Below are 23,055 nucleotides of genomic sequence, written 5' to 3' on the forward strand. Positions count from 1 at the left end.
TCGCTGTGGTCATTGCGCTGCGGCGCCGCTCAAGGCACCAGGTAACCTTTCACACCGGTAAATATGATTTGCGCTGCCAGCGCGCAAACAAACAACCCCATCAAGCGGCTGACGATCTGCAGGCCCTGATCACCCAGTATCCGTTCGATACGATTGGACAGATACAGCACTACGCCGACCGTGAAACTGGCCAGCGCGATACTCATGATCGCCGTGAGCTTGTCGTCCCAGTGCGGCTGGCTGACGCCCATCACCAGCAATGCACCGATGGTGCCCGGGCCGACCGTCAGTGGAATGGTCAGCGGCACGATGGTCACGTCCTGCTGCACATTGTCGGCCTGCACCGCTGGTTTGCCCTGGGCCATGCCCAGCGCGGAAATGAACAGCACACTGCCGGCGCCGATGCGGAACGCATCCACAGTGATACCAAAGACATCGAAAATCACCCGCCCGAACAAATAGAGCAAAACACTGGAAATCAGCGTCGCAAGAGCGACCTTCCAGGCCAGACGCCGCTGCTCCTTGCGCGAATAGCCGCGGGTCAGGCTGATAAAGCAGGACAACACGAAGAACGGGCTGTAGAGCACCAGCATCTTCAGGTAAACGCTGAACAACACATGGAGCATGGTGCAAGCTCACTGGCGATGGAGTCGTGGGGGAGTCTATCAGGCACTGCCGGCTCTGTCGGTTTACGACGGCTGGGTCGTGGCCCGGTTCTGTTGATCGCGCTGCGCAACCCAGTGCTCGATCAGCTCGCGCAACTGCGACAGCTCGACCGGTTTGGACATGTGCCCGTCCATGCCGGCCTGGCGGGCGCGTTCTTTATGTTCGGCGAGAATATGCGCGGTGAGGGCCACGATCGGTGTGCGGATGCGCTGATTGCTGACTTCCCAGGCACGTAGTTGTTGGGTGGCGGAAAAGCCATCGAGGATCGGCATTTCGCAGTCCATCAGCACCAGGTCGTAACGCTGGGCCTTCATCGCTTGCAGCGCCTCTTCGCCATTGCTCGCGGTGTCCGGCTGCAGGTTGAGCTTGCCGAGCATGCCGCGAATCACTTTGGTCGAGATGGTGTTGTCTTCGGCGACGAGGATGCGGAAGTCGCTCGGCACTTTGGCCGCCGTAGCCGCCGTGAGCACTTGCGGCTGGTAGACCACCTGGCCCTTGTTGCGCTGATTGAGTTCGTCCGCCAACGTAGTCTTGAGGGTATAGCCGGCCACCGGTTTCGCCAGAATCCGTTTGATCCCCGAATTGCGCGCAATGATCTTGCTCGGCGCATTGCTGATGCCGGTGAGCATGATCAGCAGAATGTCGTGGTTCAGGCTCGGGTCTTCCTTGATCTTCGCTGCCAGTTGCATGCCGGTCATGCCGGGCATGTTCTGGTCGAGCAGGACCACGTCGAAGTAGTCGCGCAGGTGCGCCTTGGTGCGCAGCAGCGCCAGCGCTTCCTTGCCCGACGGCACAGCGCTGACATTCAGGCCCCAGGCGCTGCATTGCTGCACCAGCACTTTGCGGCAGGTGTCGTTATCGTCGACCACCAGCACCCGCGCGCCTTGCAGCGGGCTGTCCAGGTCGGACGTCGGATGCTCGAGGCGATCCGGGTCCAGCGGCAAGGTCAGCCACAAAGTGCTGCCCTGAGTGGCGCCGCTCTTGATGCCGAACTCGCCCTGCATCAAACGAATCAGCTGCCGCGCGATCACCAGGCCGAGATTGCCACCGAGGCGATTGGCCGAAAGGAAGTGCTTGCTGTGCAGTTCGGCGTGCAGCAACGCTTCGCGCTCTTCCGGCTCCATCGGCGCGCCGCTGTCCTGCACGGCGATGCGCAGGCGCGGTTTGCTGCTGCGCTCGTCGAGGGCGACGACGATCAGCACTTCGCCCTCTTCGGTTTTCTTCAGGGCGTTTTCCAGCAGGCTCAGCAAGGTCTGGCGCAGGCGCGTCGGATCGCCGCTGATCACCCGTGGCACTTGCGGCTGGATGAAACTGATCAGCTCGACGTTCTGTTGCTCGGCCTTGGCCCGGTAGATGCTCAGGCAATCGTCGATCAGCGCATTGAGGTCGAACTGCACGTCGTCGAGTTCGATCTGCCCGGATTCGAGCTTGGAGATGTCGAGGATCTCGTTGATCAGTGTCAGCAGTTCGTTGCCGGCGCTGTGGATGGTCTGCACGTAATCGCGCTGCTTGACCGACAGCGGCGTGCCCAGCAGCAGCTCGGTCATGCCCAGTACACCGTTCATCGGCGTGCGGATTTCGTGGCTGATCTTGGCGAGGAATTCGGCTTTGGCGTTGATTTCGGCGTTGCTTGCCGCCAGGTCGCGGCTGATGCTGAAGCGGCTTTCGGTGATGCTGCGCTGTCGCTCACCCAAGGCAATGCTCATCAACAGGCCGCTGATGCAGATGAACACCATCAGCGTCATGATCAGGCCCTGCGGCGTGACCAGCGTCAGACCGAGCAGGGCCGGGAGGATGACCAGCGTACCGATGTTGAACACGACCATGGCGGCGACGAACAGGCGCGCCGGGCGATAGCCCTTCTGCCAGTGATAGAAGCCCACCAGCAACATGCTCAGACCGGCCAGCGCCACCAGTGCGTAGGTGATGATGTTCAGCGGCAGGGTGTTGACGAACAGCAGCAACAGGCTGCACGTAACGATCAACAGAATGTCGCCCCACAGCAGTTTGTTCAGCGGGTGCTGGCCCAGTGGCGCAAAGAAGCGCAGGGCAAACATCAACCCGGCTGGAGCCGTCAGCAGCAATGCCAGATAAGCGCCCGGCGTCTGAATGGCTTGCCAGTTCGGCAGCCACGGACCGGCGAGGTTGAGCAACAGGAACAGACTCAGCCCCAGCAGGCCCTCACAGATCGCCAGCCACAGACTGCTGCGTGAGCGCGAGTAGGCGTAGCGCACCAGGTTGTGCAGCAGGAGCATCGCGAGGCAGCCGAACAGCAGGCCGAAAATCAGCGTCTGCTTCTGATCGGCTGCGCCTTCGATTGCCGCTTGCAGGGTGATGTGCGGGCGCAGCTGATGGCCGGAAACCATGCGTACGTAGACGTCCAGCGGCTTGTCGGCTTGGGGCAGCGGCAGCATGAAATCGCTGCTCGGCAAAGGATGTTCGGCCTGGGGCCGTTCGTTGCCGGTATTGCGTTGCTCGATCAGCCGGTCGCCGTCGAGCACGTAGAGATTGAGCTGTGACAGGTCGGGGGCAAAGATGCGCAGCACTTGTTCGTGCTTGCCCGGCGCCAGTTTGAAGCGCAGCCACAGGGCGCCCTCGGGTTCGGCCGCGGTCAGGCGGTCAAGCTCGATGGGGCTGAATTGATTGGTGTAGCGAGCGGAGCGGATGTCGCTCAGTTGCAGGATGCCCTGATCGTCAAGCAATACCGACCAGCCACTGCCTTGCGCGGCCTGGGCCGGGAGCATGCAGAGCAAGGTCATCAGCGTGACGGTGAAGCTTATGGCAATCCTGAGCCAGCGCACGGCGAAATCCCTTCGTAGGTTGATGCCAGAATATAACGATGCGCGACGACCGAACAGCCCGGCGAGGAATGGCATCCCGCGCCGGGCCTGATAGGTCGCTTACTCCTGGGTTTCGCCGCGTTCACGGGCAATGGCGCGGTAGCCAATGTCCTTGCGGTAGAAGCAGCCTTCCCAGTCGATGGCAGCAGCAAGTTTGTAGGCTTGCTGCTGCGCTTCACCGACGGTGGCGCCCATGGCCGTGGCACAGAGTACGCGACCGCCAGCGGTAACGACCTGACCGTCCTTCAATGCGGTGCCGGCGTGGAAGACTTTGCCTTCCAGGCCCGCCGCTGCATCCAGACCATTGATCGCCGCGCCTTTAGCGTAGTCGCCCGGGTAGCCACCGGCGGCCAGCACAATGCCGACGCTCGGACGCGGATCCCATTGCGCTTCAATTTTGTCCAGCGCTTGCGCCAATGCGGCTTCAACCAGCAGCACCAGGCTCGATTGCAGACGCAGCATCACCGGTTGGGTTTCCGGATCGCCGAAGCGGCAGTTGAACTCGATGACCTTCGGATTGCCGGCCTTGTCGATCATCAGACCGGCGTAAAGGAAACCAGTGTAGACGTTGCCTTCGTCGGCCATGCCGCGCACGGTCGGCCAGATCACCTGGTCCATCACCCGTTGATGCACGTCGGCGGTGACCACCGGAGCAGGGGAGTAGGCGCCCATGCCGCCGGTGTTCGGGCCGCTGTCGCCGTCACCGACGCGTTTGTGGTCCTGGCTGGTAGCCATCGGCAGGACGTTCTTGCCATCGACCATGACGATGAACGAGGCTTCTTCGCCGTCGAGGAACTCCTCGATCACCACGCGCGAACCGGCGTCGCCAAACGAGTTGCCGGCGAGCATGTCGCGCACCGCGTCTTCGGCTTCGGCCAAGGTCATGGCGACGATCACGCCTTTGCCGGCAGCGAGGCCATCGGCCTTGATCACGATCGGCGCACCTTTTTCACGCAGATAAGCCAGGGCCGGCTCGATCTCGGTGAAGTTCTGGTAATCGGCAGTCGGAATCTTGTGGCGCGCGAGGAAGTCCTTGGTGAAGGCCTTCGAACCTTCCAGTTGCGCAGCACCGGCGGTTGGACCGAAGCAGTCCAGGCCACGGGAGCGGAACAGATCGACGACGCCAGCCACCAGCGGCACTTCCGGGCCGACGATGGTCAGGGACACGTTCTTTTCAGCGAAATCTGCCAGTTGCTCGAGCGCCAGCACGTCGATGGCGACGTTTTCGCACTTGGCTTCAATGGCGGTGCCAGCGTTGCCCGGTGCAACGAAAACCTTCTGCACGCGCGGATCCTGAGCCACTTTCCAGGCCAGAGCGTGTTCACGGCCACCGCTGCCAATGATCAAAACATTCATTTCAAAAACCTCAAATTCTGTGGGGCGCTGCCAAACCTCTGAGCTCGGGCCCTGTAGGAGCTGCCGAAGGCTGCGATCTTTTGATCTTGCTATTTGAATACAGGATCAAAAGATCGCAACCTCGTTTCACTCGTCAGCTCCTACACAAAGCCTGCATCCAGAGGGAGCGGAATTAGTGACGGAAGTGGCGCATGCCGGTAAAGACCATCGCGATGCCGGCTTCATCAGCAGCAGCAATCACTTCGTTGTCACGCATCGAACCGCCCGGCTGGATCACTGCAGTGATGCCAACCTTGGCCGCGTTGTCCAGACCGTCGCGGAACGGGAAGAACGCGTCGGACGCCATGACCGAGCCGGCCACCTGCAAGCCGGCGTGCTCAGCCTTGATCGCGGCGATGCGTGCCGAGTTGACGCGGCTCATCTGGCCGGCGCCGACACCGATGGTCTGACGGTTCTTGGCGTAGACGATGGCGTTGGATTTGACGTATTTGGCGACTTTCCAGGCGAAGATCAGGTCGTGGATTTCCTGTTCGGTCGGTGCGCGTTTGGTCACCACTTTCAGGTCGTCGGCGCTGATCATGCCGATATCGCGGCTCTGCACCAGCAGGCCACCGTTGACGCGCTTGTAATCCCAGGCAGCGGCGCGGTCAGCCGACCACTCGCCGCAGGCCAGCAGGCGTACGTTGGCTTTCGCGGCAACAATGGCACGGGCTTCTTCGCTGACCGATGGGGCGATGATCACTTCAACGAACTGACGCTCGACGATCGCTTTGGCGGTCTCGGCATCCAGTTCACGGTTGAAGGCGATGATGCCGCCGAACGCCGATTCGGTGTCGGTGGCGTAGGCCAGTTCGTAAGCCTGACGGATGCCGCCTTCAGCGTCCGGGCTGACCGCCACGCCGCACGGGTTGGCGTGCTTGACGATCACGCAGGCCGGCTTGACGAAGCTCTTCACGCATTCCAGTGCCGCGTCAGTATCGGCGACATTGTTGTACGACAGTTCTTTGCCTTGCAGTTGGGTCGCGGTGGCGATGCCGACTTCGGCAGGCTTGGCTTCCACGTAGAACGCCGCGCTCTGGTGCGGGTTCTCGCCGTAGCGCATTTCCTGGGCCTTGATGAACTGGCTGTTGAAGGTGCGCGGGAATTCGCTGCGAGCTTCGGTGCTAAGGGTTTCAGCGGCCTGGTTCACGGTGCCCATGTAGTTGGCGATCATGCCGTCATAGGCGGCGGTGTGTTCGAAGGCCTTGAGCATCAGGTCGAAACGCTGAGCGTAGGTCAGGCCGCCGGCCTTGAGGTTTTCCAGAACGTTGGCGTAATCGCTGGCATTCACCACGATGGCCACGTCTTTGTGGTTTTTCGCTGCCGAACGGACCATGGTCGGCCCGCCGATATCGATGTTCTCGATGGCGGTCGGCAGGTCGCAGCCTGGCTTGTTGATGGTCGCTTCGAACGGGTAAAGGTTGACCGCTACCAGATCGATCGGCTTGATGCCGTGCTCGTTCATGATCGCATCGTCAGTACCGCGACGACCGAGGATGCCGCCGTGGATTTTCGGGTGCAGGGTTTTCACCCGACCGTCCATCATCTCGGCGAAACCGGTGTAATCCGCGACTTCCACTGCGGCAACGCCGTTGTCGCGCAGCAGCTTGAACGTTCCGCCGGTGGAGAGGATCTCGACGCCCAGAGCTTCAAGCTCCTTGGCGAATTCGAGGATCCCGGTCTTGTCGGAAACGCTGATCAAGGCGCGGCGGATCGGCAGGCGGGTAGTCTGGTCGGTCATCTCAATTTCCATCAAAAGCAAAGGAAGTCAGCAAAAAAGGCGACCGTTTTTTACGCGGGCGCCTTTCTGGTTTGATTGAATGCTTACAGCAGATCGTACTGCTTGAGTTTCTTGCGCAGCGTGCCGCGGTTCAGTCCCAGCAGCTCACTGGCCTTGGTCTGGTTGCCCTTGACGTAGTTCATCACGCTTTCGAGCAGGGGCGCCTCGACTTCGGACAGCACCAGGTTGTACACATCCGTGACGGACGCGCCCTCAAGGTGGGCGAAATAATTGTGCAGCGCCTTCTCGACACTCCCGCGAAGGGTCTGGCCTTCTTCGCTCGGCGTGTTGAGGTGCTGTTTCAAATTCACGTTGTCGCTCACGGGTGTTGTTCCACTCACTAAAGTCTCGGTCATCATCGTCATGCGGCCACCCCTTCTTCGTCCCCTGTCAGGCTCTTGTAACGCTCGGCGAAGAACTCCCGAACGTCGGCGCATTGTGTTTCCGTACCATCCAAACGATTGAAACGGGCGCGAAACTCCCTGGCGCCCGGCAAGGTTGCGAGATACCAGCCCACATGCTTGCGGGCAATGCGCACGCCCATCACGTCGCCATAGAAAGCGTGAAGGGCAGCCAGATGCTCCAGCAGGATGCGTTCCACTTCGCTCAGTTCCGGCGCGGGCAATTTCTCGCCGGTGCGCAGGAAGTGTTCGATCTCGCGAAAAATCCATGGCCGCCCTTGAGCGGCACGGCCAATCAGCAGGCCATCGGCACCGGTCGCATCAAGCACGTAACGGGCCTTTTCCGGCGAATCGATATCGCCGTTGGCAAATACCGGGATCGACACGGCCTGCTTGATCGCGGCAATCGTGTCGTACTCGGCTTCCCCTGTGTACAGATCGGCGCGGGTGCGGCCATGCACGGCCAGCGCTGTGATCCCGGCCTGTTCGGCGATCTTCGCCACGTTCAGGCCATTCTTGTTCTCGCGATCCCAACCGGTGCGGATCTTCAGGGTGACCGGCACATCAACCGCGGCCACTACGGCCTGCAGGATCTCGGTCACCAGTGCTTCGTCTTTCAGCAACGCGGAGCCGGCGGCCTTGTTGCAGACCTTCTTGGCCGGGCAGCCCATGTTGATATCGATAATCTGCGCGCCCAGCTCGACGTTGGCCCGTGCCGCATCGGCCAGCATCTGCGCATCGCCACCGGCGATCTGCACCGAGCGTGGCTCGGGATCGCCTTCGTGGATCATGCGCATGCGCGACTTGCGGGTATTCCACAGGCTCATGTCGCTGGTGACCATTTCCGAGACTACAAGCCCTGCGCCCAGACGCTTGCACAGCTGACGAAAGGGCTGGTCGGTGACGCCCGCCATTGGGGCGAGAATCAAACCGTTCTGCAATGTATATGGGCCGATGCGTACCGCCGACATAGGACTTCCCTGAAGTGGGGCCGGATCATGAGAGTTCGAAAAAGGGTGGGCATGATACCCGCTCTCGATGACTGGTTAAAGGCTGAATTGAACAAAATCTGAACAGTTATTCTGTTATCGCCAACGGTTTGGTTGGCTGCGATCCAGTCAGAAAAATGCCGTCAATCAGGAAACGCTGAAGCGGTTCATTCCGGTGAGTGGAAGTTGAGGCTGTAATTCACCGCTTTCGGCCCCGGATCGAGAATATCCAGGGCGATGTGGATCGGCGTCTGCGGCGGCATTTCCGCCAGGCCCTCAAGATCGCCGCTCAGGTATTCGCCGGGTTTGAAGCGACGACTGGCGATCAGGTGACCGTTGAGGTCGGCAAAGCGCAGTTCGAGCAAGGGGAACGGCTGGGAAAACGTCGCCCGGTTGTAAATGATCGCATCGACCACCAATGCCCCGCTGAACTCCGGATGGCTGCGCACCACCAGGTTGCTGCTCTTGATTTTGCCGATGTCGACTTTGGACGGCACGGTGCAGCCGATCTGCGGGCAGATCTGTTGGAACCACGGCCGGTATTGATCCTGTCGCGCCAGTTCTTCGAAGTGATAGGCAACGTACTGAGCGGCAAGACCGCCGGCCGCCAACACCACCAGCACCAGCCACAGCAGGCGCCGGCCCCAGGGCGAGCGACGTTGCTGCCAGTCCAGCTGCAGCGGGTCGTCGGTCAGATCCTGCAGGACCTCGGCGCGCACGCCGGGCTCGGCCCGTTCGCGTTTTTTGCGCGGCGAAGTGATCAATGGCAGATCGTCGTCATCGCTGTCGTCGCTGGCTGAGAACCGTTCGCGGCGAGCGTTGGGGTCGATCGGATCGTGCAGGCGCAGTTGCGGGATCGGCGGCTCGTCATCCAGATCCACCGGCTCCAGCGACAACGAGGGTTCGGTGCGCTCGGGTTCGAGGATTTCTACGCCCTCGATATACGGCTCGATATCTGGCTCGGCATCCGACGCGGTGCTGCGCTCAGCGGCGGGCTCGCTGAACAGGCTGTCGGACCATGTGCCTTCGTCCGGTTCCGGGCTGTCGCGCCGGGCGCTCAAGGATTCTTCGCGGGCCCGGCCGAATTCGGCGACCGGCTGGATTTCGCGCTGTTCGAGGCGGGCGAGTTCTTCGTCCAGATCGAGGCTGTCCAGATCCAGTTCCGACGCGCTCCATTGCTTCTGGCTGATGGCGCGCGGTGCGGGGGGCTGTTCGACGACCGCAGCATCGCTGACAGGCGCGGGCGCTTCAGGCAGCGCTGGTGCGACCGGCGTCACCGTGTCCTTGCCGGCATGTTGCTCGAGCAACTGCTTGGCAGCATTGAACACTTGCAGGCAGGAGCCGCAACGAACCACCCCGCGCGCCACGCTCAACTGGGCATGGTTGACGCGGAAACTGGTCTGGCAATGCGGGCACTGGGTGACGAAACTGTCGGTCATGCGGCGATCCGGTTCAGGCAAGCGGTCATTTTAGCGCCGACGCCCGGTGATGCGCACCCAGCCGTCGCGATTGGCGATCGGGTCGAGTTCGAAGTCCTGCGCATAGGCTGCCGCTACTTCTTCGCCCTGCTCGGCGAGGATGCCCGACAGCGCCAGACGCCCACCGCTCTTGACGAGGCTGGACAATTGCGGCGCCAAAGACACCAGCGGACCGGCGAGAATATTGGCCACCAGCACGTCGGCCTGAACCTGCGGCAGATCCTCGGGCAGGTACAGCGGGAACAGTTCATCGGCAATGTTGTTGCGCCCGGCGTTGTCGCGCGAGGCTTCCAGTGCCTGCACGTCGATGTCGGTGCCCACGGCTTCCTTGGCGCCGAGCAGCAGGGCGGCAATCGCCAGAATCCCCGAGCCGCAGCCGAAATCCAGCACGTGACAGTCTTTCAGATCCTGGCCGTCGAGCCATTCCAGGCACAGCGCGGTGGTCGGGTGGGTGCCGGTGCCGAACGCCAGGCCCGGGTCCAGCAGCAGATTGACCGCGTCAGGCTCAGGCGCCGCATGCCAGCTCGGTACGATCCACAGGCGCTGGCCAAAACGCATCGGCTCGAAACCGTCCATCCAGCTGCGTTCCCAGTCCTGGTCTTCGATGACTTCGCTGTGGTGCTCGGGCAGCGGGCTGCCGGTCAGCAACGCCAGATGAGCCAGCACCGGCCCCGGTTCGGTGCCGCCTTCGAATAGCGCCAGCAAGTGGGTGTGCGACCACAGCGGCGTGGTATTGAGTTCCGGTTCGAAGATCGGCTGGTCTTCGGCGTCCATGAAGGTCACCGACACGGCGCCGACTTCGAGAAATGCGTCCTCGTAGGTTTCGGCTTGTTCCGGGGTGATGGCGAGACGGACTTGCAGCCAAGGCATGGCGGGCACCTTTGAAAATCTGTGGGGCAGCCCGAAGCTGCAAAAGCGCGCAGTTTACGCCAGGTCGCCGGCAAAGTGGACACGCCGCTTTGCTGTTACACATTCGCCGGGGCGATATACATAGGTATCGCCTGCGTGCGGATGGCGATAAATAGAGTGAAAGCTCATTTATACGCACAAACGGGCTGGACGATATGGCGGATGAACAAGGGATTGGAGAAGACAAACGATCGCAAGCCGCTGCGCCCACGGGAACGACCCAGGAAATTCTGCTGCGGATTACGCGCTCGCAGGTGCTGATCGACAAGCGTCTGAGCAGTCAGCTGACCTTATTGGAGGCCATGGAAGATTTCGCATTGACCGAGCTGCGCAATCATTACCCGCACGGCAATATCGATCCGGGGTTCGTGCTGGCTTTGATTGATGCGATCCTGCAAAAAATCATCGACGGCAAGCCGGTGACGTACCTGGCGATCCGTGATGCGCCGTACCGCTGGCCGGGTGCAGCTGATCGGGGATTGCCGGTCGGCCATCGTCAAGCGGTCGTCCAGACCGTGGATAGTGTTTCCGGGCACTTCCTTGATCAATACAAAAACTACCTGCGAACACATTGGGAAACCAAAGGGCTGGAGGCTGCCTTCGATCAGTTGGTTCTGCGCAAGTTGCGGCGCTACATCAGCGATATCGACGCGCTGTTCCACTCGGACCGTCTCGCGGGACTGACGCCGGATCGATTGCGCAGGCAGATCGAAAAGGTTCAGGAACGGGGCGCTCGGCGCTATCGGTTGACGGCGCTGGCAACGGGCGCAGAAAAGAGGAGGCTCGAAGCGCAGTCATACGCGCAGTTGCCACATTGGTTGCGGGTGCTGAATGAGCCGGAACGTGCGAGGTTGCGCGGTTATCAAGAGCAGACGGCGCAGGCCCAGGCAGCGCTCGATGATCTGCTGGAGGGCTACGGCTCGTTGCGCGCCTATGCCCGGCAACAGGCGATTGACTACATTCAGCTCAAGCTTGACATGGAGGTCGAACCGGACCGCATTGACGTTCGCCTGAGATGGCGTTCAGCGGTTGGCGAGCCGACGCAGAACCGCAGTCTGAGCGAGTTGCTCGCAGCGGGGCCGATCGGTACGGATTTCGCCGTTGTTCTCGAAGTGACCAGTGGTCCTTCGCGACGCAATCAGCCGCTGGAACCGGCATTCGTCGCCGAGATGCTGGCCGGCCAGGATTATCCGGTCGGGTACCTTTGCAGCGAGCGGGATATGCCACCGATCCGGTATCGAAACGCGCCAGGTTATTCATGGAGCGGTTTCGTCAAAAGCCGCTGTAACAGGATGCCTCTGGCGCGGTGATCGATCAGGGCGGGCGTCAAGCGACTCCTGAATTGATTCAAGGGCATGCTTTTTCGCTGGTGTCGCTGAGCTGAGGGGCCGCTCCAGGCATAAAAAAACCCGATCCGCAGGGATCGGGTTTTTCAAGCGCTTCAGTCTTACGACTGTTTGGCCAGCTTGTGCTCGAGGTAGTGAATGTTCACACCACCCTTGCAGAAGCCTTCGTCACGAACCAGATCACGGTGCAGCGGGATGTTGGTCTTGATCCCGTCGACCACGATTTCGTCCAGGGCATTGCGCATGCGGGCCATGGCTTCGTCGCGGGTTGCGCCGTAAGTGATCAGCTTGCCGATCAGCGAGTCGTAGTTCGGTGGCACGGCATACCCGCTGTACAGGTGCGAATCGACGCGAACGCCGTTGCCGCCTGGAGCGTGGAAATGCTTGACCGTGCCCGGGCTCGGCATGAAGGTCTTCGGATCTTCAGCGTTGATCCGGCATTCCAGCGAGTGACCGCGAATGACCACGTCATCCTGAGTGAACGACAGCTTGTTGCCAGCGGCGATGCTGAGCATCTCCTTGACGATGTCGATACCGGTGACCATCTCCGAAACCGGGTGCTCCACCTGAACACGGGTGTTCATTTCGATGAAGTAGAAACGACCGTTCTCGTAGAGGAACTCGAAAGTACCGGCGCCACGGTAGCCGATGTCGATGCACGCCTTGACGCAGCGAGCCAGTACTTCCTGGCGCGCCTTCTCGTCGATGCCCGGTGCCGGCGCTTCTTCGAGAACCTTCTGGTGACGACGCTGCAGCGAGCAGTCGCGGTCACCCAGGTGGATGGCGTGGCCCTGGCCGTCGGACAGTACCTGCACTTCGACGTGGCGCGGGTTGGTGAGGAATTTTTCCAGATAGACCATCGGGTTGCCGAACGCCGCACCTGCTTCGGAGCGGGTCAGTTTCGCCGAGGCGATCAGGTCTTCTTCCTTGTGCACCACGCGCATGCCGCGACCACCACCGCCACCGGCGGCCTTGATGATCACCGGGTAGCCGACTTCACGACCGATGCGCAGCGCCGTTTCTTCGTCTTCCGGCAGCGGGCCGTCAGAACCTGGAACGGTCGGTACGCCTGCTTCGATCATCGCGTGCTTGGCCGATACCTTGTCACCCATCAGGCGAATGGTGTCGGCTTTCGGGCCGATGAAGGCGAAGCCGGAGTTCTCGACCTGCTCGGCAAAATCGGCGTTTTCCGCGAGGAAACCGTAGCCTGGGTGAATGGCGGTAGCGCCGGTCACTTCAGCGGCAGCGATGATGGCCGGAATGTGCAGGTAAGACTGAGCGGCGGACGCCGGGCCGATGCAGACGGATTCGTCTGCCAGACCCAGGTGCATCAGCTCTTTGTCGGCCTTGGAGTAAACGGCGACGGTCTTGATGCCCATCTCTTTGCAGGCACGCAGAATCCGCAGGGCGATCTCACCGCGGTTAGCGATCAGAACTTTTTCCAACTTCGCAGTCATCAAAGGCTCTCCGCGGTTCAAACGATGGTGAACAGCGGTTGGTCGTACTCAACCGGCTGGCCGTCTTCGACGAGGATGGATTCGATCACACCGCTGGTTTCAGCTTCGATGTGGTTCATCATCTTCATGGCTTCGACGATGCACAGGGTGTCGCCTTTCTTCACGGTCTGGCCGACTTCAACGAAGGCTGGCGAGGTTGGCGAAGATTTACGGTAGAAGGTGCCGACCATCGGCGAACGGGCAACGGTGCCGTTCAGCGCAGGTGCAGCAGCGGCAGCCGGGGCTGCGGCAGCGACTGGCGCGGCGGCAGGGGCAGCGGCCGGAGCCTGCATCGGGGCTGGCGCGTAATACTGCTGCGCCGGGGTCTTGCTGTGGCGGCTGATGCGTACGGACTCTTCGCCTTCCTTGATCTCGAGCTCGTCGATGCCGGACTCTTCCAGCAATTCGATCAGTTTCTTAACTTTACGGATATCCATGAATCATCAACTCCCAAGGGTCGGTCAGGGGCGTATAGCTTGGTGTTCAAGCTGCTCTAGTGCGGCCTCCAGGGCCAGTCGGTAACCGCTGGCGCCAAGGCCGCAGATCACTCCTACCGCTACATCGGAGAAGTAGGAGTGATGGCGGAAAGGTTCGCGCTTGTGCACGTTGGACAAATGCACTTCGATGAATGGGATGCTCACTCCCAGCAGCGCGTCACGTAATGCGACACTTGTGTGCGTAAAAGCCGCCGGATTGATCAGAATGAAGTCCACGCCTTCACCGCGTGCAGCGTGGATGCGGTCGATCAATTCGTACTCGGCGTTGCTTTGCAGATGCAGCAGATGATGCCCGGCGTCACGGGCGCGCCGCTCCAGATCCTGATTGATCTGCGCCAGGGTCGTCGACCCGTAGGTCCCCGGTTCCCGGGTGCCGAGCAGGTTCAGGTTGGGGCCGTGCAGCACCAGTAGCGTTGCCATCTGCATTGTCCTTGTTATCAATGAGCAGTCGTCAGAACCCGGCGACTATGCCGCAAAGCCTTTGTGACTGTCCAGTTCCATGCAATAGGCGGCACGATGGCCGATGTTTGCGCGAAATTTGTGACCGGGTGAGCTGATCCGGTCATTCGCGATGTTGGCAAGGGCCTCTTTGCGACCAGGCTCGCTCCCACAGGGGTATGCATTCCAGTGGGGGAGCGAGCCTGCTCGCGAAGGCGGTGTGTCAGACGCGAAAGGCCTGAACGGCTGTGTGCAGTTGGCCGCCAAGAACCAACAAATTCTCGCCCTGTTCGCGCCCCTGGCCGATGCGCAGCAGGTTATCCCCACCCAATTGATGAATGCGCTCGCTGTGGTCGCGGATTTCGCTGACCGCGCCACTTTGCTGCGCGGTGACATCGGCAATGCGCACAGCCGTGTCGGCGATGGTCTGGATCGCGCCGACGATTTTGTCCAATGCACCGTCCGCCGCTTGCGCCTGACTGGCCGTGGCCTCGGCGTGTTCGACCTGCGCGCGCATGCCTTCGACCGATTGTCGCGCGGCGGTCTGCAGGCCGGCGATCAGCGTCTGGATTTCCGCGGTGGCCCCGGCGGTGCGTTGTGCCAGCGAGCGTACCTCTTCGGCGACCACGGCGAAACCACGGCCCATCTCCCCTGCGCGGGCGGCCTCGATCGCGGCGTTCAGGGCGAGCAGATTGGTCTGGTCAGCAATCGAACGAATCACCGTCAGCACGCCGCCGATGGTTGCCGATTCTTCAGCCAGATGTTCGATCATCTGCGCATTGCCTTGAACTTCACCGACCAGCGCATGCAGCCCGGTCAGGCTCTGGCCGATCACCGTCTGGCCATGTTCGACGGCCAGTCCGGCGTGGCGGCTGGCGTCCGCAGCCTGACGGGCATCGCCAGCCACTTGCTGAATGGTTGCCTCGAGTTCACCCAGCGAGTCGCGAATCAGCGCGGTATCGCCGGCCTGATGCTCAGCGCCGCTGTGCAGATCATTGCTCAGTTCGGCGAGGGTGCGGCTGCTGCCCGCGACCTGCTCGGCGTTGCCGCGAATGGTGCCGACCAGATCCACCAGATAGGCGCGCAAGCGGTTGAGCGAGGCTTCGATGTCGTGCAGTTCACGATTGGTCTTGCCCAGTTGGATGTCACGACTGAAATCGCCCTCGGCCCAGGTCGACAAAGCCGGGGCGAGGTTGGTCAGGGTGCGGGCCAGGCGCCGCTGCAAGGTATCGATGAGCAGGGCGATCAGCAGAATCAGGCCGATCATCACGCCTTGCATCAGGCGCACTTCACCCTGGATCTGCCCGTGTTGCGCACGCACCACCGGTTCGAGGCCGGCAATGGCGTGTTGCACGCTGGCGATTTTTTCGTGGGTGGCGGCGCTGAGATCGGCGCGTTTCTGGATCTGCTCGCGGGTGCGCGCCAGTTCCGCCGGATAGCGGCCAAGCAAGCTGTTCAGTTCGCGTTTGAGGGCGACACCAGCATCTTCGGTGGCGGCTTTTTCGGTGTTTTCGATGCCCATCAATGCGGCGAAATCGTCACTGCTCGATTCGTTGCTGGCGACCACACCGAGCAAGGGCAGGGCATCGATGGCCTCGGCCTGAGCGCGCATGTTGCTTACTTCGCGCTCGACATCGGCGGCCAGTTCACTGCGCCCGCTGCTGACCAGTTTGTCCCGCGCCAGCGACAGTTTGCCCAGGTGCTGCGACGCGGCGAGCAGCGGTGCGAGATAGGCCGCGTTGCCATTGGCGTAGGTGTTGAGCTGATCAAGGCTGGCGCTGAGTTCGCGTTCGGCCTGCAACAGCAAGGCTTGCGGATCGCCCGCCAGTTTGCCGGCGGCGAGCAGGTCGGTTTTGCTGAACTCATCGAGGCTCGACAGGCTTGGCTGCACGGTGTCGGCCAGCGTCGGGGGCAGCTCACCCAGTTGCTTGTGCACGCTGTCAATGGCCTGGGCGGCGCTGCTCAGGCGCAGCGCGTCACCGCTGGCGAGGTAATCCTCAACGTTGCGCGCCACCTCGTTCTGAAATTGTTGCGACAGCCCGAGGTAACGCTCCATCAACAGATACGGACGTTCGAGGGCTTTTTGCGACCACCACAGCGTGGCGCCAAGGGCCACGCAGACGGCGACCAGCAGCAGAGTGTTGAGATTGGTGAGCAACTTCAGGCGCATGACGGCTACCAACGGCAGAAATGGTAAGCGCCTGAATTTATTGCGGTTCCATTACAAGGTTATGACCGAATCAGTGGATTCCGATGAAAAAGTGGCACTTTGCTTTGACTGCCGCGCGGTCTGCACCCGATTGCGTCCTGCACCCTTGGCGCGATACAGCGCCTCGTCGGCCTGGCTGGCCATCATCAGGCTGTCGGAGTCATCGCACATTTCCACCACGCCGGCGCTGAAGGTGCACCACAGGTCCTGCGGCTGCGCCGGGTAATGAATCTCGGCGAAGCGCTGACGAATTTCGTCGAGGACTTTATGCGCCGCGTCGATATCGGTGTCGGGCATGACGATGGCGAACTCTTCGCCGCCGTAACGACCGATGAAGTCGGTCTTGCGCAAACGCTGCTTGAGAAACAGCGCCAGGCTCTTGATCACCCGGTCGCCCATGGGGTGGCCGTGGCTGTCGTTGACCCGCTTGAAGTGATCGATGTCGAGCATGGCAAAGCTCAGCGGCTTGTTCTCGCGGCGGGCGCGGAACGAGCAGTCTTCGAGCAATTGCAGGATGTGCGTGTGGTTGTACAGGCCGGTGAGGCTGTCGCGAACCATCCGCGCTTTCAGATTGCGCGCCCGCGCGGCGCGGTTGCGCACGGTGGTGATCAGGTGTCGCGGTTTGATCGGCTTGGTCAGGAAGTCATCGCCGCCCTCGCTCATGGCGTCGAGCTGCTTGTCCAGATCATCCTCGGCCGACAGGTAAATGATCGGCACGCTGACGTAGCGGTCGTTGTGGCGGATGACTTTGGCCAGCTCGGTGCCGGTGCAGGCCGGCATGTACATGTCGAGGATGATCAGATCCGGCTGGAAATCCGCCAGTTCGGCCATCGCCTGAATCGGTTCGATCAAAGTGCGGGTGACAATTCCGGCGCTGTTGAGCAGGCGCTCGGTGTGCAAGGCCTGGGCGCGCGAGTCGTCGATGATCAGCACTTTATAAGGCTCGTATTGAGCGACGCAGGTCAGCACTTCGATTTTTTCCAGCAGGCTCGAGGCTTCGAGGGTGCCGGTGAGAAATTCCTGACCGCCAGCGCGCACGGCGGCGAGGCGGGTCGGGGTGTCGGTTTCGTGCAGGCTGAAAAACAGCAGCGGCAGTGGTTCTTCGAGGCCGACCTGAGCTTCGGCGGCGAGTTTCAGGCCGATGCCGGGGCCACTGAAATCCACGTCCATGACAATCGCCGCGGGCAAGCGCTCGACCATCGACGAGCGAAACGCCGCCACGCTGTCCAGCGCCTGTGCGCTCAGGCCAAAGAATTCGAGCTGCTTGGCCAGGCGTTCGGCCCGATCGTGATCCTGCAACATCACGTAGATCGGCTTGCGCAGCGGCGGCAGGAACGTCTGGTCGAGCTGGTCGCCATGGCGCAGGCCGGTGCGCGACAGGCGCTGCATCAAACGATTGAGATCGGTGATCAGGCCGCTGCTGAGGCGCCCACGGTTGGCATCCACCGCTTGCAGCGACTGGCTGATGTGGTGCGCCAGTTGCGTGTGTTCCGGCTGTTCAAAGCGCTCGGCAAAACGCAGCAGACGCAGATTCGCCTCGCTCAGTTCGGCGAGATCGACGGTGGACCACTCACTGCGTTGCAGGCGCTGCCATATCTCAAGAATCTGACGTGCCTGATGAATTACCCGCTGGGCAAAGTGGTGCTTGAGACGCTCACGGCTGGGGTCTTCTGGCTCGGTCATATCCTGACTACTAGTTAGGGTGCATGCTGAGATCGACTGGTGGCTCTATGCTAGCACCTCTTTTCCCTTAGACGAGTGTCGTACGTCAATAATCTGCTGGACGACACGATTCAGTTTCTGACCGGGTGGTTTTGTTTTTACCTCTGATTTTTTCCAAGTGCCCGCATGCTGGGGTTTTACGAGCAATCCTGTCAGCGCTGTCGACATTTCACCGGCCTTGACGGGCGGCGTCTGACAGCGCTTTCTGATTTTTTTCTAAGCGCTTTCACCGGCCCGGTTGGCTGGTACGGTTCAGGGATTCCCCTAGCTGCCGTCCATCCGCCATGAGCCAATGTTTCACCGAACTCGCCAGTGATGCCCAGCGCCTCAATCACAACATCACGCCCATCGACGACTGCGCTTGCGGCGAAGAGTTGTTGTATGGCGAGCGGGTGCAGGTGACAGAGGTGCCAGTGCTGACCTGCCAATGCCTCTGGCGGCGCTATCAGCGCGCCGCCGAAGCAATCGTCGCCCCGAACGGCGTGCTGATTGCCGATCCGGTCGCGCGCAACCGAGCGATCAACGCGGCTTATGCGCGGTTGTGGTTGCACGACTCACATTTTCAATGGGCGGGCCTGGCGGCGTTCGCCTCCAAGCAGGTCGGCTGTGGCTTGCTGCATGCGGCACAGAGTATTGAACGCATCCGCGAGGAATACGAAGCGCGGCAGCGGCTGCGAGACAGCCGACGCGAATCCGGATTGCTCACGCCGGAAAAAATCCCGGGGCAGGCCGAAGACCTGCGTGAATATCAACAGGCTCAGGCGCGTAATCCGCTGTCTGTCATGGATGTCCGGGTGCCGGGCGAAGAGCTGTCGGTGGCCGAGCAACAGTTCCGGCATGTCTACGAGATGATGGCGATGGGCAATACCACGCTGTTTCTGGATGTTTATCCGTTGCATCAGTTCTATGCGGTGCGGGGATTGGCGGAGTTGAAGAAATGTCTTCGTGAAAGGCGGAAGATTTATGCGCATGCGAAGTGGCCGGTGCTTTGGCCGGTAGGTGAGGAAACGCTTGGTTTCGGTCGTGATTATTCTGAAATAGAGAAAGCCTTCGAAGCTATAGACGCGGGCAGCGTTGCCGAAAGCGTTAAGCATTTGGCGTGGCACGAGCAGCAAAATATCCTCCAGCCGACCATTTACGAAAACAGCCACCTGGTTGCGCTTTTGCGCGGCAATCATTTTTCTTTCGTCACCAACTTTCCTTCCGGTGTCGCTCAGGCCATGGAGCTGACGCTGACCAGCCAATGCCAGCGTGTCGATGACGGCCGGACCATTGATTTTGATAGCAATCCGCTGGCAGATTTGTCCGATATCGACCAGCGGATGAAGTTTGTGCTGCGGGCGGCAAGTCGTTTTGATCTCTTGCTCAACGACAGCAACAGAGGATTGTTGGCGCAGTCAATTCGCGAGATTGCGATGAGGGAGGAGGGCTGATGAGCTTGCGCCTTAGGCAAATAGGCCGGCGTCGCTGGGTGTGGTTGGTGGTAAGTGCTGCTGTTGCATTGGCCGCTTTACGGCAACTGATGCAACCGCTGTGGAACGAACCAGTCATTATTTTGGGGATCGGCGAAACCTACGAGTACATGGAGGCGCATTCGACCGCTCCGTTCAGTGTGTGGGGGCGGGGTAGCAAGTCTGTTTCCGGTGGCATTCCGAAGACGGATGCGCGCCTGCGCTTCGTTGATCCGCAGTACGGGTTCGAGACGCCGCTGGCTCGGTTTTTCACCGTGACGTTCGTCAACAATCTGACCGTGAGCATCCGCATGTCTCCGCAAATCGAACCTCTGCTGATCGACGACGCCATGAAGGTTGTCACCGATCTGCAGAACCAATGGTGCGCCAAAGGCTGGAAACCGATGGGTACGCAGGGTGACCCGACAATCGCGGACACCCCCGAATGGCGCGCATACGTCAGACAGGGAGTGCTTTCGGGGGTGTCCTATTGGCAGGCCGGTGATAAATACCAGGCAATGCTGATTCTTGCGCGCTTCAGAGATTCAAGGCACCTCGATCAGGAGCGCTACCTCATCACTCTCGACGTTGCCGAACCGTGGATTCCTTTCGACGAGATGGAAGATCGCCGCCTCGAATCCCATCATTTCCTCCCACCCCTACCCGAAAAAGGAGCCATTCCATGCCCATCCCAGCCTTCATGACCATTCACGGCAGCCGCCAGGGCCTGATCACCGCCGGCGCTTTCACTGAAGCTTCGGTGGGCAATACCTACCAGAGCGGGCGCGAAGACAAGATCATGGTTCAGGCCCTCAGCCATGGCATGTACATCCCCAAGGATCAGGGCGCCGGGCGGCGGATGCACAGGCCATTGATCATCACCAAAACCCTCGACAAGGCTTCGCCCTTGCTGAACATGGCGCTGTCCAGCGGCGAGTTGCTGAGCGAGTGTCGCGTGGAGTTCTATCGCACGTCGGCCAGTGGCGTGCAGGAGCACTTCTACACGGTGGAACTGGAGGACGCGTTGGTCGTCGGCAGCGAACTATTGATGCCGAACTGTCTCGACACGGCCACGTCGCATCTCACCCAACTGGAGAAAGTCCACTTCAGCTACCGGCGCATCTACTGGCGCCACGAAATCAGCCGGACGATGGGCTCGGACGAGTGGCAAGGCGAGGAACTCCGTTGAGGCTGGTCCGTGAAATGAGCCTGACCGACCACGAGCGCCAGCATGTCTGTTGCGTGGAGGAGGCGCTGGCCCACGTCAGCAGCCTGTTGAGCATGCGCCAATCGCTCGAAGGGCTGGACCAATTGCGCGCGGGCTTGATGATCAATCTGGACAGCGAAGTCCTGGCGCAGATCAAGCAGGGTGAATGGTGCCTGATCAGAGCCGAAGCCGACTATGGCTACTGGCAGGGCGCCGAAGCGGTGTTCCAACAGGCCGTGCTCGAGCTGATGAACAACCCTCCCGAGCAGCCCACCCGCACGGCGCGAATCTTTCGTCTGGTCGACAGTGTTACCGGTGAGCCTTTACCCGCGCAGGCCTACATCGCCACGATCGATGGAATACCCAGTCAGCGTCGAACTGACGTCTTAGGCATTGCTCATCTGTTTACCGACGATCAAGTGCGGCAGCTTTCGCTGCGCATCTTCAACGTCTGAAACCTGCGTTTATTCTTTCTTTCGCGACGTCCTTCGCTTGTTTTGCGCCAGTGCCGCGATAGCGGGTGCTAGGCCTTGGCACGTTGTTGTATGGTTGTGGTCGAACCGTTGAACCCAAGTGATTGAAAGGATATCGCCATGCTGGACTGGAAAAACCGCGCGGGCAGCGCGCCTGAACGTGCCGCCGAGCCCAAGTCGGCCACCCGCAGCTATGTCGGCGGGCTGCTGTTCAGCCGGGCGCTGGCCACAGTGGTCGGTCTGTACTTGCTGGTCACCTTCGCGCTGGGCTGGTACTGGAGCCAGGAACCGGAGCTGTTTCCGGTGGCGCAGAACGCCCAGGTCGCTGCCGAGAAGGAAGGCAAGCAAATGGTGGTCGGCTACACCACGGTCGAAACCCTGAAGACCGTTGCCGGCACCTTGCTCAACAAGCCGGGCGGTTACATTTCCAACGATCGTTTCCCGCCGGGCCTGTGGATGGACAACACGCCGAGCTGGGAATACGGCGTGCTGGTGCAGGTGCGTGACCTGACCCGCGCCCTGCGCAAAGACTTCGCCCGTTCGCAATCGCAGTCCGCCGAAGACGCCGATCTGGCCAAGGCCGAACCGCGCTTCAACTTCGACAACAAGAGCTGGGTGCTGCCGTCCAGCGAGTCGGAATACCAGGAAGGGATCAACTCCCTGAGCCGTTATCAGTCGCGCTTGTCGGATCCGAATCAGAAAAACGCGCTGTTCTATGCGCGCGCCGACAACCTCAACAACTGGCTGGGCGATGTCGGTACCCGTCTCGGTTCGCTGTCGCAACGCCTGTCGGCCAGTGTCGGTCGGGTCAAGCTCAATACTGCGCTGAAGACCGAAGTCCCGGCGGTCGGCGAAGTGCCGCAGGTTGACGAAGAAGTCGTGGAAACCCCGTGGATGCAAATCGACAACGTGTTCTACGAAGCACGCGGTCAGGCCTGGGCGCTGTCGCATCTGCTGCGCGCCATCGAAGTCGACTTCGCCGATGTGCTGGCGAAGAAGAACGCCACCGTCAGCGTGCGCCAGATCATCCGTGAACTGGAGGCTTCGCAAGAGCCGGTGTGGAGCCCGATGATCCTCAATGGCAGCGGTTTCGGCGTGTTGGCCAACCACTCGCTGGTCATGGCCAACTACATTTCCCGGGCCAACGCTGCGGTGATCGATTTGCGTCAACTGCTCAATCAGGGCTGATACGTGAGCCAGAGCACAAGAGAGGCGGCCCATCGCGCCGCCTCGGACGCTGAACAGATCGCTTGGGTCGACGAGCAGGACAACCTGCTCGGCGCGCTGGTGCGCGCCGATTTGCGCGAGCGCGGGCTGATCGGCCGTGGCACCTACATCATGCTGTTCAATTCCGCCGGTGAGCTGTGCGTGCACCGGCGCACGTTGAGCAAGGCGATTTACCCCGGTTACTGGGATGTCGCCGCAGGCGGCATGGTTCAGGCTGACGAAAGCTACGCCGAGTCGGCGGCGCGCGAGTTGGAGGAAGAGTTGGGCGTCAGCGGCGTCGAACTCACCGCTCACGATCACTTCTACTTCGAAGACACCGGCAATCGTCTGTGGTGTTCGGCGTTTTCCGCCGTGTGGGACGGGCCGCTGAAACTGCAGCCGGAAGAAGTCCTCGAAGCGCGATTCATCCCGGTTGAACAGGTCATGCGCGAAATCAGCGAAAAGCCTTATTGCCCGGACTCTCTGGCCGCGCTGAAGCGCTATCTCAAGGCGCAGCAAAGCGACGTCGCAAAGAACACATGAATTGGCGCC

20 protein-coding genes are annotated in these 23,055 nt (G+C 61.0%); 7 read left to right on the forward strand and 13 right to left on the reverse strand.

Translation table 11 applies throughout. The annotated features are described in order from the left end of the window. Positions 1 to 29: 29 nt before the first annotated feature. The 8 genes from AB4N53_RS22900 to prmA all read right to left on the reverse strand — a co-directional run bounded on the left by AB4N53_RS22900 (position 30) and on the right by prmA (position 10,419). Positions 30 to 626: a MarC family protein gene (locus AB4N53_RS22900; protein WP_016771870.1), complete on the reverse strand. Its 597-nt coding sequence runs from the start codon at positions 624 to 626 to the stop codon at positions 30 to 32. A gap of 63 nt (positions 627 to 689) precedes the next feature. Beyond that, positions 690 to 3,467: a hybrid sensor histidine kinase/response regulator gene (locus AB4N53_RS22905; RefSeq protein WP_460123588.1), complete on the reverse strand. Its 2,778-nt coding sequence runs from the start codon at positions 3,465 to 3,467 to the stop codon at positions 690 to 692. Positions 3,468 to 3,566: 99 nt separating this feature from the next. After that, the gene (gene purD / locus AB4N53_RS22910; RefSeq protein WP_024011419.1) at positions 3,567 to 4,862 is read right to left on the reverse strand and encodes a phosphoribosylamine--glycine ligase; all 1,296 of its coding nucleotides are present in this window, start codon (positions 4,860 to 4,862) and stop codon (positions 3,567 to 3,569) included. 172 nt (positions 4,863 to 5,034) lie between these two features. Next, on the reverse strand, positions 5,035 to 6,642 hold the full coding sequence (purH, locus tag AB4N53_RS22915) for a bifunctional phosphoribosylaminoimidazolecarboxamide formyltransferase/IMP cyclohydrolase (RefSeq protein ID WP_460123593.1): 1,608 nt from the start codon (positions 6,640 to 6,642) through the stop codon (positions 5,035 to 5,037). 83 nt (positions 6,643 to 6,725) lie between these two features. After that, positions 6,726 to 7,046, reverse strand: a complete 321-nt coding sequence (gene fis, locus AB4N53_RS22920) for a DNA-binding transcriptional regulator Fis (RefSeq protein ID WP_002555375.1) — start codon at positions 7,044 to 7,046, stop codon at positions 6,726 to 6,728. After that, entirely contained in the window at positions 7,043 to 8,053 is a 1,011-nt protein-coding gene (dusB, locus tag AB4N53_RS22925) for a tRNA dihydrouridine synthase DusB (protein WP_041480672.1), read from the reverse strand. Before dusB ends, fis begins: the two co-directional genes overlap by 4 nt. A gap of 185 nt (positions 8,054 to 8,238) precedes the next feature. Further along, positions 8,239 to 9,510 carry a DUF3426 domain-containing protein gene (locus AB4N53_RS22930; protein ID WP_460123596.1) on the reverse strand — a complete coding sequence of 424 codons (1,272 nt, stop codon included), beginning with the start codon at positions 9,508 to 9,510 and terminating at the stop codon, positions 8,239 to 8,241. 30 nt (positions 9,511 to 9,540) lie between these two features. Further along, positions 9,541 to 10,419 carry a 50S ribosomal protein L11 methyltransferase gene (gene prmA / locus AB4N53_RS22935; protein WP_460123599.1) on the reverse strand — a complete coding sequence of 293 codons (879 nt, stop codon included), beginning with the start codon at positions 10,417 to 10,419 and terminating at the stop codon, positions 9,541 to 9,543. Positions 10,420 to 10,613: 194 nt separating this feature from the next. On the opposite strand from prmA, the gene AB4N53_RS22940 reads away from it, so the two are divergent. After that, a complete protein-coding gene (locus tag AB4N53_RS22940) occupies positions 10,614 to 11,768 on the forward strand; it encodes a hypothetical protein (RefSeq protein ID WP_460123602.1) in 1,155 nt (384 codons plus the stop codon). 137 nt (positions 11,769 to 11,905) lie between these two features. On the opposite strand, the gene accC is transcribed toward AB4N53_RS22940, so the two are convergent. From accC to gcbA, 5 genes are all read right to left on the reverse strand, one after another. Beyond that, positions 11,906 to 13,261: an acetyl-CoA carboxylase biotin carboxylase subunit gene (gene accC, locus AB4N53_RS22945; protein WP_024011424.1), complete on the reverse strand. Its 1,356-nt coding sequence runs from the start codon at positions 13,259 to 13,261 to the stop codon at positions 11,906 to 11,908. A 17-nt stretch (positions 13,262 to 13,278) separates the two neighbouring features. After that, entirely contained in the window at positions 13,279 to 13,737 is a 459-nt protein-coding gene (gene accB / locus AB4N53_RS22950; RefSeq protein WP_016771862.1) for an acetyl-CoA carboxylase biotin carboxyl carrier protein, read from the reverse strand. Between the two features lie 24 nt (positions 13,738 to 13,761). Then, positions 13,762 to 14,217 (reverse strand): type II 3-dehydroquinate dehydratase, encoded by a 456-nt coding sequence (gene aroQ / locus AB4N53_RS22955; RefSeq protein ID WP_125917543.1) that lies wholly within the window; start codon positions 14,215 to 14,217, stop codon positions 13,762 to 13,764. A 241-nt stretch (positions 14,218 to 14,458) separates the two neighbouring features. Beyond that, a complete protein-coding gene (locus tag AB4N53_RS22960; RefSeq protein ID WP_460123605.1) occupies positions 14,459 to 16,405 on the reverse strand; it encodes a methyl-accepting chemotaxis protein in 1,947 nt (648 codons plus the stop codon). 51 nt (positions 16,406 to 16,456) lie between these two features. Continuing rightward, positions 16,457 to 18,127, reverse strand: a complete 1,671-nt coding sequence (gene gcbA / locus AB4N53_RS22965; RefSeq protein WP_016771860.1) for a diguanylate cyclase GcbA — start codon at positions 18,125 to 18,127, stop codon at positions 16,457 to 16,459. 323 nt (positions 18,128 to 18,450) lie between these two features. Here gcbA and AB4N53_RS22970 point away from each other — a divergent pair, with 323 nt between their 5' ends. From AB4N53_RS22970 to AB4N53_RS22995, 6 genes are all read left to right on the forward strand, one after another. Next, the gene (locus AB4N53_RS22970; RefSeq protein WP_460123608.1) at positions 18,451 to 19,599 is read left to right on the forward strand and encodes a DUF2515 family protein; all 1,149 of its coding nucleotides are present in this window, start codon (positions 18,451 to 18,453) and stop codon (positions 19,597 to 19,599) included. Beyond that, the gene (locus AB4N53_RS22975) at positions 19,599 to 20,321 is read left to right on the forward strand and encodes a hypothetical protein (RefSeq protein WP_460123611.1); all 723 of its coding nucleotides are present in this window, start codon (positions 19,599 to 19,601) and stop codon (positions 20,319 to 20,321) included. The genes AB4N53_RS22970 and AB4N53_RS22975 overlap by 1 nt, the downstream gene beginning before the upstream one ends. Continuing rightward, positions 20,300 to 20,806 (forward strand): Hcp family type VI secretion system effector, encoded by a 507-nt coding sequence (locus AB4N53_RS22980; RefSeq protein ID WP_460123614.1) that lies wholly within the window; start codon positions 20,300 to 20,302, stop codon positions 20,804 to 20,806. The genes AB4N53_RS22975 and AB4N53_RS22980 overlap by 22 nt, the downstream gene beginning before the upstream one ends. A 14-nt stretch (positions 20,807 to 20,820) precedes the next feature. Next, positions 20,821 to 21,279 (forward strand): hypothetical protein, encoded by a 459-nt coding sequence (locus tag AB4N53_RS22985; protein ID WP_460123617.1) that lies wholly within the window; start codon positions 20,821 to 20,823, stop codon positions 21,277 to 21,279. 138 nt (positions 21,280 to 21,417) lie between these two features. Continuing rightward, positions 21,418 to 22,485, forward strand: coding sequence for a DUF2333 family protein (locus AB4N53_RS22990; protein ID WP_460123620.1), 1,068 nt, complete (start codon positions 21,418 to 21,420; stop codon positions 22,483 to 22,485). A 3-nt stretch (positions 22,486 to 22,488) separates the two neighbouring features. Continuing rightward, the gene (locus AB4N53_RS22995) at positions 22,489 to 23,046 is read left to right on the forward strand and encodes an NUDIX hydrolase (protein WP_460123624.1); all 558 of its coding nucleotides are present in this window, start codon (positions 22,489 to 22,491) and stop codon (positions 23,044 to 23,046) included. The last annotated feature ends 9 nt before the right edge of the window (positions 23,047 to 23,055 follow it).

It is taken from the genome of Pseudomonas sp. H3_E04 (genome assembly GCF_054668915.1).

Bases quoted from the DNA above. Each gene is read 5' to 3' on its own strand.
- AB4N53_RS22900 (WP_016771870.1), bottom strand. From the start codon at position 626: ATGCTCCATGTGTTGTTCAGCGTTTACCTGAAGATGCTGGTGCTCTAC.
- purD (WP_024011419.1), bottom strand. From the start codon at position 4,862: ATGAATGTTTTGATCATTGGCAGCGGTGGCCGTGAACACGCTCTGGCC.
- purH (WP_460123593.1), bottom strand. From the start codon at position 6,642: ATGACCGACCAGACTACCCGCCTGCCGATCCGCCGCGCCTTGATCAGC.
- fis (WP_002555375.1), bottom strand. From the start codon at position 7,046: ATGACGATGATGACCGAGACTTTAGTGAGTGGAACAACACCCGTGAGC.
- dusB (WP_041480672.1), bottom strand. From the start codon at position 8,053: ATGTCGGCGGTACGCATCGGCCCATATACATTGCAGAACGGTTTGATT.
- AB4N53_RS22930 (WP_460123596.1), bottom strand. From the start codon at position 9,510: ATGACCGACAGTTTCGTCACCCAGTGCCCGCATTGCCAGACCAGTTTC.
- prmA (WP_460123599.1), bottom strand. From the start codon at position 10,419: ATGCCTTGGCTGCAAGTCCGTCTCGCCATCACCCCGGAACAAGCCGAA.
- AB4N53_RS22940 (WP_460123602.1), top strand. From the start codon at position 10,614: ATGGCGGATGAACAAGGGATTGGAGAAGACAAACGATCGCAAGCCGCT.
- accC (WP_024011424.1), bottom strand. From the start codon at position 13,261: ATGACTGCGAAGTTGGAAAAAGTTCTGATCGCTAACCGCGGTGAGATC.
- accB (WP_016771862.1), bottom strand. From the start codon at position 13,737: ATGGATATCCGTAAAGTTAAGAAACTGATCGAATTGCTGGAAGAGTCC.
- aroQ (WP_125917543.1), bottom strand. From the start codon at position 14,217: ATGGCAACGCTACTGGTGCTGCACGGCCCCAACCTGAACCTGCTCGGC.
- AB4N53_RS22960 (WP_460123605.1), bottom strand. From the start codon at position 16,405: ATGCGCCTGAAGTTGCTCACCAATCTCAACACTCTGCTGCTGGTCGCC.
- gcbA (WP_016771860.1), bottom strand. From the start codon at position 18,127: ATGACCGAGCCAGAAGACCCCAGCCGTGAGCGTCTCAAGCACCACTTT.
- AB4N53_RS22970 (WP_460123608.1), top strand. From the start codon at position 18,451: ATGAGCCAATGTTTCACCGAACTCGCCAGTGATGCCCAGCGCCTCAAT.
- AB4N53_RS22975 (WP_460123611.1), top strand. From the start codon at position 19,599: ATGAGCTTGCGCCTTAGGCAAATAGGCCGGCGTCGCTGGGTGTGGTTG.
- AB4N53_RS22980 (WP_460123614.1), top strand. From the start codon at position 20,300: ATGCCCATCCCAGCCTTCATGACCATTCACGGCAGCCGCCAGGGCCTG.
- AB4N53_RS22985 (WP_460123617.1), top strand. From the start codon at position 20,821: ATGAGCCTGACCGACCACGAGCGCCAGCATGTCTGTTGCGTGGAGGAG.
- AB4N53_RS22990 (WP_460123620.1), top strand. From the start codon at position 21,418: ATGCTGGACTGGAAAAACCGCGCGGGCAGCGCGCCTGAACGTGCCGCC.